The following is a 15,609-nucleotide window of genomic DNA, read 5'->3' on the forward strand; positions in this document are numbered from 1 at the left end:
GGTCCCGGCCCACCGTCGCCCCGCTCCGTTAGCCTGGGCCCAGCGCTGCGCCACGGCAGCCGGGAAGGGACGCATGACCGCACGGATCACCGACACCGCCGACGTCGCGCCGGACGCCCAGATCGGCGACGGCGCGAGCGTCTGGCACCTCGCCCAGGTGCGCGAGGGCGCCGTGATCGGCGAGGGCTGCGTCGTCGGCCGCGGTGCCTACATCGGCACCGGCGTCCGCATGGGGCGCAACTGCAAGGTGCAGAACTACGCGCTCGTGTACGAGCCCGCCGAGCTCGCCGACGGCGTGTTCATCGGTCCGGCGGCCGTCCTCACCAACGACACCCACCCGCGCGCCATCAACGCCGACGGCTCCCTCAAGTCCGCCGAGGACTGGCAGCCCGTGGGCGTCACCATCGGGACCGGCGCCGCCATCGGCGCCCGCGCTGTGTGCGTCGCCCCGCTGACGATCGGGGCCTGGGCCACGGTCGCGGCCGGCGCCGTCGTCACCCGCGACGTCCCGCCCCACGCCCTCGTGGCCGGGGTGCCCGCCCGGCAGATCGGCTGGGTCGGCCACGCCGGCCAGCGGCTCCAGCCCGACGGCGACCAGCTGCGCTGCCCGGCCACCGGCCGGCGCTACGAGATCCACGACGACGAGCTTCGCGAGGTCACCGCATGAACCAGCCCCTCATCCCTGCTGCCAAGCCCCTCATCGGGGACGAGGAGCGGGCTGCTGTCGATGCCGTGCTGCGCTCGGGCATGGTGGCCCAGGGGCCGCAGGTCGCAGCCTTCGAGGAGGAGTTCTCGGCCGCGCTGGTGGGCGGGCAGCGGTGCCAGGCGGTGAGCTCGGGGACGGCGGGGCTGCACGTGGGTCTGCTCGCGTGCGGGATCGGGCCTGGGGACGAGGTGATCGTGCCGTCGTTCACGTTCGCGGCGACGGCGAACTCGGTGGCGCTGACCGGTGCGACGCCGGTGTTCGCGGACATCGACCCGGACACGTTCTGCCTGTCGGCGGACTCGGTGGCGGCGGCGGTGACGGAGCGGACGCGGGCGGTGATGCCGGTTCACCTGTACGGGCACCCGGCGGACATGGACGGCATCGGTGCGGTGGCCGCGGAGCACGGGCTGGAAATCTTCGAGGATGCCGCGCAGGCGCACGGGGCGAGCCTGGACGGTCGTCTGGTGGGCACGTGGGGCCGGTTCGCGATGTTCTCGCTGTACCCGACGAAGAACATGACCTCCGGTGAGGGTGGCATGGTGGCCTGCGCGGACGAGGAGGTCGCGCGGCAGGTGCGGCTGCTGCGCAACCAGGGCATGGAGCGGCAGTACGCGAACGAGGTCGTGGGTCTGAACGTGCGGATGACCGACATCCACGCGGCGATCGGGCGGGTGCAGCTGGGCAAGCTGGGTGGCTGGACGGCGCAGCGGCAGGCGAACGCGGCGTTCTTCGACGCGCACCTGTCCAGTGTGGTGACTCCGCCGGTCCGTGAGGGTGCGGTGCACGTCTACCACCAGTACACGATCCGGGTGGAGGCGGGCGAGCGGGACCGGATGGTCACCACGCTGCGTGAGGAGCACGGGGTCGGGACGGGCGTGTACTACCCCACCCCCTCCCACCGGCTCGCGTCCCTGGAGCGGTACGTGCCGGCGGTGGACATGTCCCAGACCGAGCGGGCGGCCGGTGAGGTGATCTCCCTGCCGGTGCACCCCTCCCTGTCCCAGGGGGACCTGGAGCGGGTGGTGGCGGGCGTCAACGCCGTCGCCGGGGCGGGCGCGTGATGACGACGACGGCGGGGCGTGGGCCGGTGCGGGTGGGCCTGATCGGGCTGGGGTCGATGGGTCGCCACCACGCCCGGGTGATCCGGGCGACGCAGGGTGTGGAGCTGGTGGCGGTGGCCGACCCGGCCGGTGACACCTACGGGGTGGCCGGTGAGCTGGAGGTGCTGCCCGACGTCGAGGCGCTCATCGCCGCGGGCATCGACGCGGCCATGGTCGCGGTGCCGACGGTGTACCACGAGCAGGTGGGCCTGACGCTGGCCGCGGCCGAGGTCCACACGATGATCGAGAAGCCCATCGCGCACACTGTGGAGGCCGGCCGCCGAGTCGCGACCGCGTTCAGCGAGGCCGGCCTGGTCGGGGCGGTGGGCTACGTGGAGCGGTGCAACCCGGCGATCATGGAGCTGCGCCGCCGCCTGGCGGCCGGCGAGCTGGGACAGGTGTACCAGATCCAGACCCGGCGGCAGGGCCCGTTCCCGGCGCGGATCTCCGACGTGGGCGTGGTCAAGGACCTGGCGACCCACGACGTCGACCTCACCGCCTTCATCGCCGGCTCCACCTACCGGCAGGTGTCGGCGCAGGTGACCCACCGCTCGGGCCGTGAGCACGAGGACATGGTCGTGGCCACCGGGGTGCTGGAGTCCGGGGTCATCGTCAACCACGTCGTCAACTGGCTCTCGCCGATGAAGGAACGCACCACCGTCGTCACCGGTGAGCGCGGGGCCTTTGTCGCGGACACGATGAGTGGGGACCTCATCTTCTACGCCAACGGCACCGTCCCCACGACCTGGGACCGGGTGGCCCACTTCCGCGGCGTCACCGAGGGCGACGTCGTGCGCTACGCCCTGCCCAAGCGCGAGCCCCTGGCCGTGGAGCAGGAGAACTTCCGCGACGCCGTCCTGGGCAACGGCGCCGACATCGTCACCATGGACCAGGGCGTCCACACCCTCACCGTCATCGAAGCCATCCTCCAGGCCGCCGCCGAAGGCACCACCGTCCCCCTCTGACGGCGAGCCCTGACCCCAGCTGGCCCCGAAAGCCCCGCGCCGAGCGCTGAGTTGTTCCTCGTTGCTGGGGCGCGTGGCATTGGCGGCGCCGGTAACAAGTCAGCGCTCGGCGCGTGAGGGGGGCGCGCTCAGCGGAGGAGCTTGGACATGCGTCGGTCGGCGAGGAGCTTGCCGCCGGTCTGGCAGGTGGGGCAGTACTGGAGCGAGGAGTCGGCGAAGGACACCTCCGCCACGGGATCCCCGCACCGGGGGCAGGGCTGGCCCGTGCGCCCGTGCACGGCCATCCCCGAGCGTTTGACGTCCTTGAGCTCGGCCGCCTCCCGGCCCACCGCCGCGGCGATCGCGGCCTCGAGCACTCCGCCGATGCTGCCGTACAGGTGGTCGCGGGCGTCGGCGTCGAGGGTGCGCGTCAGCGCGAAGGGGCTGAGCCGGGCGGCGTGGAGGATCTCGTCGGAGTAGGCGTTGCCGATGCCGGCGATCGCCCCCTGGTCCCGCAGGAGGCCTTTGACCTGCTGGTTCTTCCCGTCGAGCAGCTCGTCGAGACGCTCGCGGGTGAAGGCCGCGGAGAGCGGCTCGACCCCGAGCGTGGCGATCCGCTCGACCTCGGCGGGATCGCGGACGATGTGGATGGCCAGGCTCTTCTTCGTGCCCGCCTCGGTGAGGTCGAAGGCGCTCTCGTCGAGGACGATGCGCGCCGCGAGCCCGGACTTCCCCGCCCGTGGCATCCCGGCGGGCGTCGTCTCGTGCCAGCGCACCCAGCCTGCCCGGGCGAGGTGGAAGACGAGGTGGAGGTCGCCGTCGGGCGTCGTCGTCGTGAGGTCGAGCCACTTCCCGTGCCGGGAGGCGCCGGTGACGGCGGCCCCGACGAGCGCCGTCGGCGGCGGGTCGTAGGTCTTGAGGGCGGGGAATGAGGTGACGTGGAAGGCGCGCACCGTCCGGCCCGTGGCGCGGGTGGCGAGCACCTGCACCAGGGCCTGCACCTCCGGAAGCTCGGGCACCGGAAAAGTCTGGCAGAGGGCGGTGCGGCGCAACAGTCCTGAGCAGCCGCCGACAGCCGACTCCCGGTAACAACTCAGCTGTCGGCGGAGAGGGGGACCGGCGGGCAGGGGAGCCGGCGGGAGGGCGCCGGGGGCGGCTACTGGCCGGTCTGGGCGTACTTGGCCTCGACGGCGTCCTTCTGGGGGCGCCACCAGGCCTCGTTGGTGCGGTACCACTCGATGGTGTCGGCCAGGCCGGCGCGGAAGTCGTGGAAGCGGGGCTTCCAGCCGAGCTCCTCGCGCAGGGGGCGGGAGTCGATGGCGTAGCGCAGGTCGTGGCCGGGGCGGTCGGCGACGTGGTCGTAGTCGCCGGGGTCCTTGCCCAGGAGCTCCAGGACGAGCTCGACGACGTCCTTGTTGTTCATCTCCCCGTCGGCGCCGATGAGGTACGTGCGTCCCACCTGGCCGCGGTCGATGATGTCCCACACGGCGGCGTTGTGGTCGGCGACGTGGATCCAGTCGCGGACGTTGAGGCCCGCGCCGTAGAGCTTGGGGCGCCGCCCGTCCAGGACGTTGGTGATCTGGCGGGGGATGAACTTCTCGATGTGCTGGTAGGGCCCGTAGTTGTTCGAGCAGTTCGACAGGGTCGCGGCCACCCCGAAGGAGCGGACCCAGGCGCGCACGAGCATGTCCGAGCCGGCCTTGGTCGAGGAGTACGGCGAGGAGGGGTTGTAGGGGGTGGTCGCGGTGAACTTGGCCGGGTCGTCGAGCTCGAGGTCCCCGTACACCTCGTCGGTGGAGATGTGGTGCAGGCGGGTGCCGTGGCGGCGCACCGCCTCGAGCACGGTGAAGGTCCCCACGATGTTCGTGTGGACGAAGGGCCACGGGTCGCCCAGCGAGTTGTCGTTGTGGGACTCGGCCGCGAAGTGGACGACGACGTCGGCCTGCGCCACGAGCGGGTCGACGACGTCGCGGTCGGCGACGTCGCCCTCGGCGAGCTCGACGTCCAGCCCGGCCAGGGACTCGCGGCTGCCGGCGTAGGTGAGCTTGTCGAGGACGGTGACCTGGACGTCGGGACGCTCGGTCAGGGTCTGGCGGACGAAGTTGGCACCGATGAACCCGGCACCACCGGTCACGAGCACGCGCACGGGACTACTCCTTGGTCGGTCGGTCGGACGGTCAGGGACGGCCCATGCCGTGGTAGGTCCAGCCGGCGGCGCGCCACTGGGCGGGGTCCAGGACGTTGCGGCCGTCGACGATGGCCGGCCGGTTGGCGAGCTCCTTGACGACGGCGGGGTCCAGGTCGCGGAACTGGCGCCACTCGGTGAGGAGCAGGACGACGTCGGCGCCGCTGATGGCGTCCTCGGCGGTGTCGGCGACGGTGAGGCCGTGGTTGTCCTGGGCGGCGAGGATCGGGCCGGCCTGGGGGTCGGTGACGGCGACGTGGGCGCCGGCGGCGGACAGGCGGTGGGCGATGTCCAGGGCGGGGGAGTTGCGCATGTCGTCGGTGTCGGGCTTGAAGGAGGCGCCCAGGACGGCCACCTTCTTCCCGGCCACGGCCCCGTCGAGGAGGTCGGTGGCCAGGGTGACGACGTGGTCGCGGCGGCGGTCGTTGATGGAGTCGACCTCGCGCAGGAAGCCCAGGGCCTCGTCCACGCCGAGCTCCTCGGCGCGGGCCATGAAGGCGCGGATGTCCTTGGGCAGGCAGCCGCCGCCGAACCCGACGCCGGCGCGCAGGAACTTGTGGCCGATGCGGTCGTCGTGGCCGATGGCGGCGGCGAGCTGGGTGACGTCGGCGCCGGTGGCCTCGCACAGCTCGGCCATGGCGTTGATGAAGGAGATCTTGGTGGCCAGGAAGGAGTTCGCGGCGACCTTGACGAGCTCGGCGGTGGCGTAGTCGGTGAGCAGGCGGGGGATGCCCTGGGTGGTGATGAGGTTGTCGTAGACCTCGTCGAGGACCTCTTGGCCGACGCGAGCGGCCTCGGGGTCGGGGGAGAGGCCGTAGACCATGCGGTCGGGGGAGATGGTGTCCTGCACCGCGAAGCCCTCACGCAGGAACTCCGGGTTCCACACCAGGACGCCACCGGCGGCGGTCACCTGGTCGGCGATCCCGGCGGCGGTGCCCACCGGCACGGTGGACTTGCCCACCACGAGCACCGGGCCGTCGGCGGTGGGGGCCAGGTGGGGCAGCAGGTTGGCTACCGCGCCGTTGACCTGCGACATGTCCGCGGCGTAGGACCCGGCCTGCTGGGGGGTGCCCACCCCGATAAAGTGGACGCGGGCGCCAACCACGGCGGCGAAGTCGGTGGAGAAGCGCAGCCGCCCCGCCCTGACGTTGCGCTCCAGGAGCTCCTCGAACCCGGGCTCGTGGAAGGGCGCCTTGCCCGCCGAGAGCAGAGCCACCTTGTCCTCGTTCACGTCGATCCCGACGACGTCATGGCCGAGCTCCGCCATCGACGCCGCGTGCACCGCACCGAGGTACCCACAACCGATCACCGAAATCTGCATGAGCACACACTAGCCATGCGAACGTGTGAGGAAGATGAGACTTCGGTCGAGGTCGTGGCCCTCGCTGGCCCGCTGAGGCCCGCGAGGTACATTCGCAGGCATGACAGTTCGCGGGGGGCGGATCGCTCTGTGCTGCACGATTGCCGGACTCATTACTGTCGGGGCGCTCGCGCCGGCCGCACAGGGGGTGGAGGAGCCCGCGGGTGGTGACGACGTCGTCGTCCTCGAGCTCACCGACGACGACGGCGTGCCGACGGACCTCGCGTCACGCCTCCAGGTGGACGGGGCGGTCGTCACCGACGAGCTCGACGTCCCCGAGTTCTCCGTCGCCGCCGTCACCTGGGACGGGCTGGACGCGCCGGACGAGACCTTCTCCGTGCGGGTGCGCACGGGAGGGGAGTGGACGCCGTGGGCCGAGATCGAGCCCGACGCCGCCGAGACCGGTGACGTGGGCGGGACCGAGCCCTACGTCGTCGGCGCGGCCACCGGGGTACAGCTGCGCGTGGCGGCCGGCGACGGCGACCTGCCCCACGACCTGCGCCTCCACCTCATCCCCCCGGAGCCGGGCGGGGAGGAGGCGGTCGCGACGACGCCGCAGGAGACCGCGCAGCTCGCGGCCGAGGCCGCCGCCGGCGCTTCCGAGACCGCCGCCAGCGCGTCCGCCGCACCAGCACACGACGCCACCCCGGGGCCTGCCGCCGCAGCGGCCGCCGTGCCCGAGGTCGCCGCTCCCGACGCGGCCGCGACCCAGGCTCGGGCGCTCGTCTCCCGTCCGCGGGTGACCCACCGCGCCGGCTGGGGTGCCGACGAGTCGAAGATGACGTGGAAGCCGCGGCACGACCCGCTGCGCGCCGCCGTCGTCCACCACACGGCCGGCACGAACAGCTACACCGCCGCCCAGTCCGCCGGGATCGTGCGGGGGATCTACCACTACCACGCGGTGAGCCGGGACTGGGGCGACATCGGCTACCACTTCCTCGTCGACAAGTACGGCCGGATCTTCGAGGGGCGGGCGGGTTCGCTCAACGCGCCGGCCGGCCGGATGCCCGAGGCCGCGCACGCCCGCGGCTTCAACCGCGGCACGCTCGGCATCTCCGTGCTCGGCGACTACTCCAGCGTCTACGCCCCCGACTCCGTCCTCAGCACGATGGCCCGTGTCATCGCGTGGAAGTTCGACGAGGCGGACGTCGACATGAGCATGCCCAGCGGCATGACCTCGCCCGGCACGGCCCACCGGCCCGCGGGGCAGAACCTGCCGCGCGTCTTCGCCCACCGCGACGTCGGCGCGACGACCTGCCCGGGCAACAACATCTACGCGCGCATCCCGCGGCTCAACGAGCAGGTCGCCACCCTCGTCGACGGCGACGAGTACCACCTGCGCAACAGCCTCACCGGCGGCGAGGCCCACCTCGCCTTCCGTCTCGGCCTGACCACCGACGAGGTGCTCGTCGGTGACTGGGACGGTGACGGCAAGGACACCCTCGCCCTGCGCCGCGGCAGCACCTACCTCGTCTACGACGCCCACCCCGGCCAGCGCTTCCGCACGGTGCGCTACGGGCGGCCCGACGACGTCGTCCTCGTCGGTGACTGGAACGGTGACGGCAAGGACACCTTCGCGGTGCGCCGCGGGCGGACCTACCACGTGAAGAACTCGATGACGGGCGGGGACGCCGACCGCGTGATCTTCTACGGCCGCCCGGCCGACGACGTGCTCGTCGGTGACTGGAACGGGGACCGACGCGACACCCTCGCGGTGCGCCGTGGCGCCGACTACCACGTGAAGAACCGCATCGCCGGCGGCGACGCGGACGTCGTCCTCCGGTACGGCCGTCCCGACGACGTCGTCCTCGTGGGGGACTGGGACCGCAACGGCACCGACACCTTCGCCGTCCGGCGGGGCCGCGAGTACCACGTGCGCAACTCCCTCTCCGGAGGGGAGGCCCACGTGGTGCTCACCTACGGGAAGGCCGACGACGTCGTGATCGTGGGCGACTGGAACGGCGACGGTCGCGACACCTTCGGAGTGCGCCGCAGCGGTTGACGGACCGGGTGGCGGACTGGCGTCGACAGGCGTAGCGGAGCGGTACGATCTGCTCGCACGGGGGCCTCTTTTCTGACTCAGGAGTCCTACGTGAACCTTCGACGTTCGCTGTCCGCTGCGGCGGTGGCGGCACTCTCCCTGGGGCTGGCGCTCGGCGCCGGTTCCCCCGCCCTGGCCAAGGGAGAGGTCGTCCGCGGGAACGGCAACGAGTACTTCCTCACCAACAACTTCTCCGGCACTGCCAACCGCTTCACCTACGGCAAGGCCACCGACGAGCTCTTCGTCGGCGACTGGGACGGCGACGGGCGCGACACCCTCGCCATCCGCCGCGGGAACACGTTCTACGTGTCCAACTCCCTCACCGGCGGCACGGCCGACAAGACCTTCAGGTACGGCCGCCGCGGGGACGTCATCCTCGTCGGTGACTGGAACGGGGACGGCAAGGACACCTTCGCGGTGCGCCGCGGGGCCGAGTACCACGTGAAGAACTCGGTGACGGGCGGCGACGCCGACCGTGTCTTCCGCTACGGCCGCGCCAAGGACACCATCCTCGTCGGCGACTGGGACCGCGACCGCCGCGACACCTTCGCGGTGCGCCGCGGCAGCGTCTACCACGTGAAGAACGCGCTGCGAGGCGGGGACGCCGACACCGTCGTCAACTACGGCCGCGAGAGCGACGTCATCCTCGTCGGTGACTGGGACGGCGATGGCGACGACACCTTCGCGGTGCGCCGCGGGGACACCTACCACCTCGCCAACAAGCTCCGGGGCGGGGCGGCGGACCGTGTCGAGAGCTACGGGAGCTCCAAGGACACCGTCTTCGTCGGTGACTGGAACAAGGACGGCAAGGACACCATCGGTCTGCGCCGGGTCGCGACGCCGCGCCCGACCGAGCCGGCCCCCGCCCCGGTGCGCACCATCACGGACGGGACTCACCGCGTCGGCTCGTCGGTGCAGCCCGGTGTCTACCGGGCCCCGGGTGGCGACCAGTGCTACTGGGAGAAGGTGTCCGGCTTCGGCGGCACCTTCGACGAGATCATCGCCAACGGCTACGGAGACACGAGCCCCATCGTGCGGATCGAGCGGTCGGACGCAGGGTTCGTGACCGAGGACTGCGGCACGTGGAGGAGCGTCGAGGCGACGTACCCGAGCGCGCCCGCCACCGCGTTCACGAGCGGCACCTTCGTCGTCGGCGGGCACATCCGGCCGGGGACGTACCAGGCTGCAGGTGGCGACCGCTGCTACTGGGAGCGCGTCTCCGGGTTCAGCGGGTACTTCGACGAGATCATCGCCAACAGCTACGGCGACCCGCGGCCGGTCGTGACCATCTCGAGCTCGGACGCGGGCTTCAGGTCCGAGGACTGCGGCACCTGGCGCACCATCGGGACTTCTGATCCGACGCCGACGCCGACGCCGACGCCGACGCCGACGCCGACTCCGGACCCGGACCCGGCGCCGTCACTTCCCCCGGGCGTGAAGCCTGTGAGTCCTCAACTGAACTGCGATGACTTCAAGAGCCAGCTGGATGCGCAGAGGACGTACGACTACTGGATGGAGCAGCTCGGCCGCGACGTCCACGGACTCGACGCCGATAAGGACGGCGAGGCCTGCGAGAGCTACTTCGGCTGATCTGGCGGCGCAGGTCCGGGATCAGCCCCGGGCCTGCGCCCGCAGGGTCTCCAGGTGGGCCTGCACGTCCTCCCACCGGGGGAGCAGGCCGGAGGCGCGCGCCTCCTCGAGGCCGGGTGCGTCGCGGTCCTTGTCCGAGAGCAGCGGCTCGAGCGGGCGGCCCTGGCGGTCCGTCGTCGGCCACTCGATCCCGATCGCGGGGTCGAGCGGGTCGATGCCGTGCTCGCGGCCAGGCGCGTAGGTGGCCGAGCACAGGTAGATGACGGTCGAGTCGTCCTCGAGGGAGAAGAAGGCGTGCCCCAGCCCCTCGGACACGTAGATGGCGCGCCGGTCGACGTCGTCGAGCAGGACGCTGTCCCACTGGCCGAAGGTCGGTGAGCCGACGCGGATGTCGACGACGACGTCGAGCACCGCCCCGCGCGGGCACATGACGTACTTGGCCTGCGACGGCGGGACGTCGGCGAAGTGGATGCCGCGCAGGACGCCCGCGGCCGACACCGAGGAGTTGGCCTGGCGCAGGTCGAGCGGGTGGCCGACGGCCTCGACGAAGCGCGGCTCGCTGAAGGCCTCGAGGAAGGTTCCTCGCGGGTCGCTGAACTGCCTCGGGGTGATCTCCCAGGCTCCGGGCACTGCCAGCTCACGGAACTCCACGCGCACTCTCCCTGCTCTCGACGTCCGGCTCAGGCTAGGGCACGTAGGCTGCCGCCGTGAGCCCTGAGAAGAAGCGGTGGATCGTCACGGGTGCCGGAGGCATGCTCGGCACCGACCTCGTCGCGCTCCTGCGCGACAACGGCGCGCAGGTGACGGCGCTGAGCCGGGAGGACCTCGACGTCACCGACCCGGGCGAGGTGGCCGAGCGCATCCGCGACGTCGACGTCGTCGTCAACTGCGCGGCGTGGACCGCCGTCGACGACGCGGAGGGGCTCGAGGACAAGGCCTTCACCCTCAACGCCGTGGCGCCGCAGCTCCTCGCGCGTGCCGCGCGGCTCGCGGGCGCGCGGATGGTCCACGTCTCCACCGACTACGTCTTCGCCGGCGACGCCTCCCACCCCTACGCCGAGTCAGCCGCCCTCGCGCCCCGCTCCGCCTACGGCCGGACCAAGGCTGCCGGGGAGTGGGCGGTGCGCGTCGAGTGCCCCGACCACCTCGTCGTGCGCACCGCCTGGCTCTACGGCGCCCACGGCAGCTGCTTCCCGCGCACGATGGCCCGGCTCGCCGGCGAGCGGGACGAGCTGACCGTCGTCGCCGATCAGGTCGGCCAGCCGACGTGGACGGCGGACCTCGCGGACCTTCTCGTGCGCCTCGTCGACGCCGGCGCCCCCGCCGGCACCTACCACGGCACCTCCTCGGGGGAGACGTCGTGGCACGGCTTCACCCAGGAGATCGTCCGGACGCTCGGCAAGGACCCGGCCATGGTGCTGGAGACGACGTCCGCGGACTTCCCGCGCCCCGCTCCCCGGCCCGCCTACTCGGTCCTCGGCCACGACGCGCTGCTCGCGGCCGGGGTCGAGCCGATCGGCCACTGGGCCGAGCGCTGGACCGTCGCCGCGCCCACGGTGCTCGCGGGCGGCTGAGCCGTCCCCGTCCTAGGCGGAGGGGGCGACGAAGTCGAGCTCCTGGAACTCGGCGACCTCCGGCACCCACCGGCGCGCGACGAAGTCGACGTGGTCAGGGTGGGAGTCGTAGGCGTCGAAGGTGGCCTGGTCGGCGAAGCGCATCCGGAACTGCCAGGCCAGCGGGCTCTTCGCGCTCACCTGCCGCATGACCGCGAAGTCCTCCACGCCGGGGATCGAGGTGAGGACCGTGCGTCCCTCCTCGAGGAAGGCCGCCTCCTCGGCGGAACCGGCGGGGTGGGACAGGCGGAAGGCGACGGTGTGCTCGATCGACAAGGCGGGCTCCGGTGCTCGGCTGGGTGAGGTCCCGACCGAGGCTAGCCGTGCTCGAGGAGGCTGCGCAGGTAGTTCCCGTACCCGGACTTGGCCAGGGCGTCGGCGCGCTCGGCGAGCTCGGCGTCGGAGAGGAAGCCCTGACGCCAGGCGACCTCCTCGGGGCAGCCCATCTTCAGGCCCTGGCGGGCCTCGACGGTGCGGACGAAGGCGGTGGCGTCGGCGAGGGAGTCGAAGGTGCCGGTGTCCAGCCAGGCCGTGCCACGCGGCAGCACCTCGACGTGGAGGTCCCCGCGCTCGAGGTAGACGCGGTTGACGTCGGTGATCTCGTACTCCCCGCGCGCCGAGGGCGCCAGGTTCTTCGCGATCTCCACGACGTCGTTGTCGTAGAAGTACATGCCCGGCACCGCGTAGGAGCTCTTGGGCTGGGCGGGCTTCTCCTCCAGGGAGACGGCCCTGAAGGCGGCGTCGAACTCCACGACGCCGTAGGCGCTGGGCTCGGACACGTGGTAGGCGAAGATCGCCCCGCCGCGGACGTCGGAGAAGCGCGAGAGCGTCTGGCCCAGGCCCGGGCCGTAGAAGATGTTGTCGCCCAGGACGAGGGCGGCCGGCTCGCCGCCGATGAAGTCCTCTCCCAGGACGAATGCCTGCGCCAGGCCGTTGGGGACCTCCTGGACCTGGTAGGAGATCGAGATCCCGAACTGGGAGCCGTCGCCCAGCAACCGCTGGAAGGCCTCCTGGTCGTGCGGTGTGGTGATGACCAGGACGTCGCGGATCCCGGCGAGCATGAGCGTGGTCAGCGGGTAGTAGACCATCGGCTTGTCGTAGACGGGCACCAGCTGCTTGCTCACCCCCAGGGTGATCGGGTGCAACCGTGTCCCTGAGCCGCCGGCCAGAATGATCCCTCGCATGGGGCAAGTGTTGCCCATCGGGCCGCCGCGATCCACCAGCGGGACCGAGAGTGCCGACGTCGCAGGAGCGACCTACAGTGGACCGGGTCACAGCAGGGGCCGCCGTCAGCGGCTCGGTTCGGGGGAGAACATGACATTGCGACGAGCGGCCGTCATCGCGGCCTCGCTGACCGTCTCGCTGATCGCTGTCGGTGCGCCGGCGGCCGGAGCGACCGGCGGGGAGATCGGTGGCCGAGGAGACCAGTACCACCTGACCAACGGCTGGCAGGGACGCACGCACGTCGCCTTCGCCTACGGGCGCGACAGGGACGTCGTCTACGTCGGTGACTGGAACGGGGACCGGGTCGACACCCTCGCCGTCCGCCGCGGCGCCACGTACCACTTCACCAACCGCCTCACCGGCGGGGAGGCGGACCGCGTCGTCACCTACGGCCGCGCGGGGGACACCGTCCTCATGGGCGACTGGGACGGCGACGGCGTCGACACCCCCGCCGTCCGACGGGGCGCCACCTACCACGTCAAGAACAGCCTCTCCGGCGGCGACGCCGACCGGGTGACCACCTACGGGCGGCGGGGCGACGTCGTCGTCGTCGGGGACTGGAACGGCGACGGCCGCGACACCCTGGGCGTGCGCCGGGGCTCGGTCTACCACCTGAAGAACTCCATCAGCGGGGGTGACGCGGACTCCGTCGTCAGCTACGGCCGCCAGCGTGACGAGGTGATCGTCGGTGACTGGGACGGCAACAGGCGCGACACCCTCGGCATCCGCCGCGGCAACGTCTTCCACATCAAGAACTCGATCTCCGGCGGTGACGCGGACCGCGTCATGAGCTACGGCCGCGACACCGACGCCGTCCTCGTGGGGGACTGGAACGCCAACCGCACCGACACGATCGGCCTGCGCACCCAGCGCGCCGGGCACGTCGAGCAGCCGCCCGCACAGGGCGGGCTCACCGCCTACGACGAGCGCATGTTCCGCCTCGTCAACGAGGAGCGCGTCGCCGCCGGCGTCGCGCCGATGCGGCTGTGGCCGGGCCTGCGGACCGGAGCCCTCGCGCACTCGCAGTGGATGGGACGCACCGGCAGCTTCGAGCACGCGACGACGGACACGATCCGTTCCGACGCCCGTGCCGTCGGCTGCACGGCCGCCGCGGAGAACATCTTCTGGGGCACCCGCGGCTACGTGGACGACCCGGACGCCGCCGTCGAGGCGTACATGAACTCTCCCGGCCACCGCGCCAACATCCTCAACCCCAACCACCGCTTCTTCGCGGCCGGCACGGCGCAGGCGGTCAACGGCAACGTCTACAACACCCAGCGCTTCGCCAGCAGCTGCTCCTGAGCCCGGCCCGCACCCCGCGCGTCCCCACCGGCGCGCGGGGTGCGGCACGCCCGCTCGACCGACCGATACGGTAGGCGGGCCGGCAGGCGCCCGACTGCCGCGGTGAGAGGTGGAGATGCGGCGAGTGCTCGGCGTCCCGCGCGACTACGCGTGGGGCTCACCCTCGGCGATCCACCGGCTCATGGGCACGGAGCCGGACGGGACGCCGCTTGCCGAGCTGTGGTTCGGGGCGCACCCGAGCGGCCCGGCACGCGCGGCGGACGGCGCCGGTGACGTCCTCGGGCTCATCGAGGCAGACCCCGCCGGCACTCTGGGCCGCGACGTCCTGGCCCGCTTCGGTGCCCAGCTGCCCTACCTCCTCAAGCTCATCGCCCCGCGCCGGCCGCTGTCCCTGCAGGTGCACCCCGACCTCGAGCGGGCGCGTGCCCGCTTCGCCGCCGAGAACCGGGCGGGCGTGCCGCTGGACGCCCCGTGGCGCAACTACCGCGACGCCAACCACAAGCCCGAGCTCGTCTTCGCGCTCACCACGTTCGAGGCCGTCTCCGGCTTCCGCGCCCCGCGCCGCGCCGCCGAGCTCCTCGCGGACCTCGATGCGCCGCTCACCAGGTCCCTCCACGCCGCCCTGGTCGCCGACCCCACCCCGAGCGGGATGCGCACGGCCTTCACCTCCCTGCTCGACCCCGCCACCCGCCCCTCGGCGCGCGAGGTGGCCGACGTCGTCGACGCGTGCCGGCGGCGGGCGGCGGACGGGTCGCCCTCACCCCGCGCCGACGCGATCGTCGGACGGCTCGCCGAGGAGCACCCGCACGACCCGGGCGTCGTCGCCTCGCTCCTGCTCAACCCCGTGACGCTGCAGCCGGGGGACTCCCTGTTCGTTCCCGCCGGCGGGGTGCACGCCTACCTGTCCGGCCTCGGGGTCGAGATCATGGCCTCCTCGGACAACGTCCTGCGCGCCGGCCTCACGAGCAAGCACGTGGACGTCGGGGAGGTCCTCGACTGCGTCGACTACGTCGCCGCCCCGCCCATCCGCGTGGCACCGGAGGTCTTCCACGGGGCCACCCGCGTGTTCTACGCGCCGGTGGACGACTTCGAGCTGTCCGTCACCACCCTGGCCGACGGCGACTGCGCCGACGGCGCGCGCCCGCTACCCGGCCGCGGCCCCCGGATGCTCCTGTGCCTGCAGGGTGAGATGGAGGTCGCCGCAGCGTCGGGCGCCCTGCGTCTGCGCCACGGGGACGCTGCCTTCGTGCGCGCCGACGACGGCCCGCTCACCGTCCACGGCCCCGGCACGCTGTTCCAGGCCGACGTGCCGTAACCGCCCACCCCCCGCCTCCCCCCCCCGGCCCCCCGGGCCCCCCCCGAGTCCCCCCCGACGGCCCCCCGGCCCCCGGCCGTCGTCGGCGTCCTGCCCACGGAGTGGCCCCGGCTGGACCCGCCGCCACCCGGCTCCACGCCCTACCCGCCGGACGTGGAGGCGAACCTCGGGGGCGTCCACGTCCGGCGGGTAGGGCGTGGAGCCGGGTGGCGGCGGGTCCAGCCGGGGC

Annotated in this window: 14 protein-coding genes; 8 read left to right on the forward strand and 6 right to left on the reverse strand. The window is 72.5% G+C overall.

Annotated features, from left to right (window positions below):
• The first annotated feature begins 73 nt into the window (after positions 1-73).
• The 3 genes from ACWPXV_RS07605 to ACWPXV_RS07615 are packed head-to-tail and all read left to right on the forward strand — an operon-like array spanning position 74 to position 2,771.
• Positions 74-667: an acyltransferase gene (locus ACWPXV_RS07605; protein WP_454084673.1), complete on the forward strand. Its 594-nt coding sequence runs from the start codon at positions 74-76 to the stop codon at positions 665-667.
• Positions 664-1,767, forward strand: coding sequence for a DegT/DnrJ/EryC1/StrS family aminotransferase (locus ACWPXV_RS07610; protein WP_454084674.1), 1,104 nt, complete (start codon positions 664-666; stop codon positions 1,765-1,767). The genes ACWPXV_RS07605 and ACWPXV_RS07610 overlap by 4 nt, the downstream gene beginning before the upstream one ends.
• Positions 1,767-2,771: a Gfo/Idh/MocA family protein gene (locus ACWPXV_RS07615; RefSeq protein ID WP_454084675.1), complete on the forward strand. Its 1,005-nt coding sequence runs from the start codon at positions 1,767-1,769 to the stop codon at positions 2,769-2,771. The genes ACWPXV_RS07610 and ACWPXV_RS07615 overlap by 1 nt, the downstream gene beginning before the upstream one ends.
• A gap of 128 nt (positions 2,772-2,899) precedes the next feature.
• Here ACWPXV_RS07615 and ACWPXV_RS07620 read toward each other — a convergent pair whose 3' ends face one another.
• The 3 genes from ACWPXV_RS07620 to ACWPXV_RS07630 all read right to left on the reverse strand — a co-directional run bounded on the left by ACWPXV_RS07620 (position 2,900) and on the right by ACWPXV_RS07630 (position 6,256).
• Complete coding sequence (locus tag ACWPXV_RS07620) at positions 2,900-3,769, reverse strand: Fpg/Nei family DNA glycosylase (RefSeq protein WP_454084676.1); 870 nt, start codon at positions 3,767-3,769, stop codon at positions 2,900-2,902.
• A gap of 137 nt (positions 3,770-3,906) precedes the next feature.
• Positions 3,907-4,896 (reverse strand): dTDP-glucose 4,6-dehydratase, encoded by a 990-nt coding sequence (gene rfbB / locus ACWPXV_RS07625; protein ID WP_454084677.1) that lies wholly within the window; start codon positions 4,894-4,896, stop codon positions 3,907-3,909.
• A gap of 31 nt (positions 4,897-4,927) precedes the next feature.
• Positions 4,928-6,256 carry a UDP-glucose dehydrogenase family protein gene (locus ACWPXV_RS07630; RefSeq protein WP_454084678.1) on the reverse strand — a complete coding sequence of 443 codons (1,329 nt, stop codon included), beginning with the start codon at positions 6,254-6,256 and terminating at the stop codon, positions 4,928-4,930.
• 100 nt (positions 6,257-6,356) lie between these two features.
• Between ACWPXV_RS07630 and ACWPXV_RS07635 the strand changes: the two genes are divergently transcribed.
• Together ACWPXV_RS07635 and ACWPXV_RS07640 are read left to right on the forward strand one after the other, a co-directional pair.
• Positions 6,357-8,297 (forward strand): N-acetylmuramoyl-L-alanine amidase, encoded by a 1,941-nt coding sequence (locus ACWPXV_RS07635; protein WP_454084679.1) that lies wholly within the window; start codon positions 6,357-6,359, stop codon positions 8,295-8,297.
• Between the two features lie 90 nt (positions 8,298-8,387).
• Complete coding sequence (locus tag ACWPXV_RS07640; protein ID WP_454084680.1) at positions 8,388-9,926, forward strand: hypothetical protein; 1,539 nt, start codon at positions 8,388-8,390, stop codon at positions 9,924-9,926.
• Positions 9,927-9,947: 21 nt separating this feature from the next.
• Here ACWPXV_RS07640 and ACWPXV_RS07645 read toward each other — a convergent pair whose 3' ends face one another.
• Positions 9,948-10,577, reverse strand: coding sequence for a dTDP-4-dehydrorhamnose 3,5-epimerase family protein (locus tag ACWPXV_RS07645; RefSeq protein WP_454084681.1), 630 nt, complete (start codon positions 10,575-10,577; stop codon positions 9,948-9,950).
• A 56-nt stretch (positions 10,578-10,633) separates the two neighbouring features.
• On the opposite strand from ACWPXV_RS07645, the gene rfbD reads away from it, so the two are divergent.
• Positions 10,634-11,500, forward strand: a complete 867-nt coding sequence (gene rfbD / locus ACWPXV_RS07650) for a dTDP-4-dehydrorhamnose reductase (protein ID WP_454084682.1) — start codon at positions 10,634-10,636, stop codon at positions 11,498-11,500.
• Positions 11,501-11,512: 12 nt separating this feature from the next.
• On the opposite strand, the gene ACWPXV_RS07655 is transcribed toward rfbD, so the two are convergent.
• Both ACWPXV_RS07655 and rfbA read right to left on the reverse strand, forming a co-directional pair.
• The gene (locus ACWPXV_RS07655) at positions 11,513-11,815 is read right to left on the reverse strand and encodes a Dabb family protein (RefSeq protein ID WP_454084683.1); all 303 of its coding nucleotides are present in this window, start codon (positions 11,813-11,815) and stop codon (positions 11,513-11,515) included.
• Between the two features lie 41 nt (positions 11,816-11,856).
• Positions 11,857-12,723, reverse strand: a complete 867-nt coding sequence (rfbA, locus tag ACWPXV_RS07660) for a glucose-1-phosphate thymidylyltransferase RfbA (RefSeq protein ID WP_454084684.1) — start codon at positions 12,721-12,723, stop codon at positions 11,857-11,859.
• Positions 12,724-12,853: 130 nt separating this feature from the next.
• Between rfbA and ACWPXV_RS07665 the strand changes: the two genes are divergently transcribed.
• Positions 12,854-14,065, forward strand: coding sequence for a CAP domain-containing protein (locus tag ACWPXV_RS07665; protein WP_454084685.1), 1,212 nt, complete (start codon positions 12,854-12,856; stop codon positions 14,063-14,065).
• A gap of 115 nt (positions 14,066-14,180) precedes the next feature.
• Positions 14,181-15,380 carry a mannose-6-phosphate isomerase, class I gene (gene manA / locus ACWPXV_RS07670; RefSeq protein ID WP_454084686.1) on the forward strand — a complete coding sequence of 400 codons (1,200 nt, stop codon included), beginning with the start codon at positions 14,181-14,183 and terminating at the stop codon, positions 15,378-15,380.
• Positions 15,381-15,609: the final 229 nt, after the last annotated feature.

Source organism: Georgenia sp. Marseille-Q6866 (assembly GCF_965111665.1).

Bases quoted from the DNA above. Each gene is read 5' to 3' on its own strand.
- ACWPXV_RS07605 (WP_454084673.1), top strand. From the start codon at position 74: ATGACCGCACGGATCACCGACACCGCCGACGTCGCGCCGGACGCCCAG.
- ACWPXV_RS07610 (WP_454084674.1), top strand. From the start codon at position 664: ATGAACCAGCCCCTCATCCCTGCTGCCAAGCCCCTCATCGGGGACGAG.
- ACWPXV_RS07615 (WP_454084675.1), top strand. From the start codon at position 1,767: ATGACGACGACGGCGGGGCGTGGGCCGGTGCGGGTGGGCCTGATCGGG.
- ACWPXV_RS07630 (WP_454084678.1), bottom strand. From the start codon at position 6,256: ATGCAGATTTCGGTGATCGGTTGTGGGTACCTCGGTGCGGTGCACGCG.
- ACWPXV_RS07635 (WP_454084679.1), top strand. From the start codon at position 6,357: ATGACAGTTCGCGGGGGGCGGATCGCTCTGTGCTGCACGATTGCCGGA.
- rfbA (WP_454084684.1), bottom strand. From the start codon at position 12,723: ATGCGAGGGATCATTCTGGCCGGCGGCTCAGGGACACGGTTGCACCCG.
- ACWPXV_RS07665 (WP_454084685.1), top strand. From the start codon at position 12,854: ATGACATTGCGACGAGCGGCCGTCATCGCGGCCTCGCTGACCGTCTCG.
- manA (WP_454084686.1), top strand. From the start codon at position 14,181: ATGCGGCGAGTGCTCGGCGTCCCGCGCGACTACGCGTGGGGCTCACCC.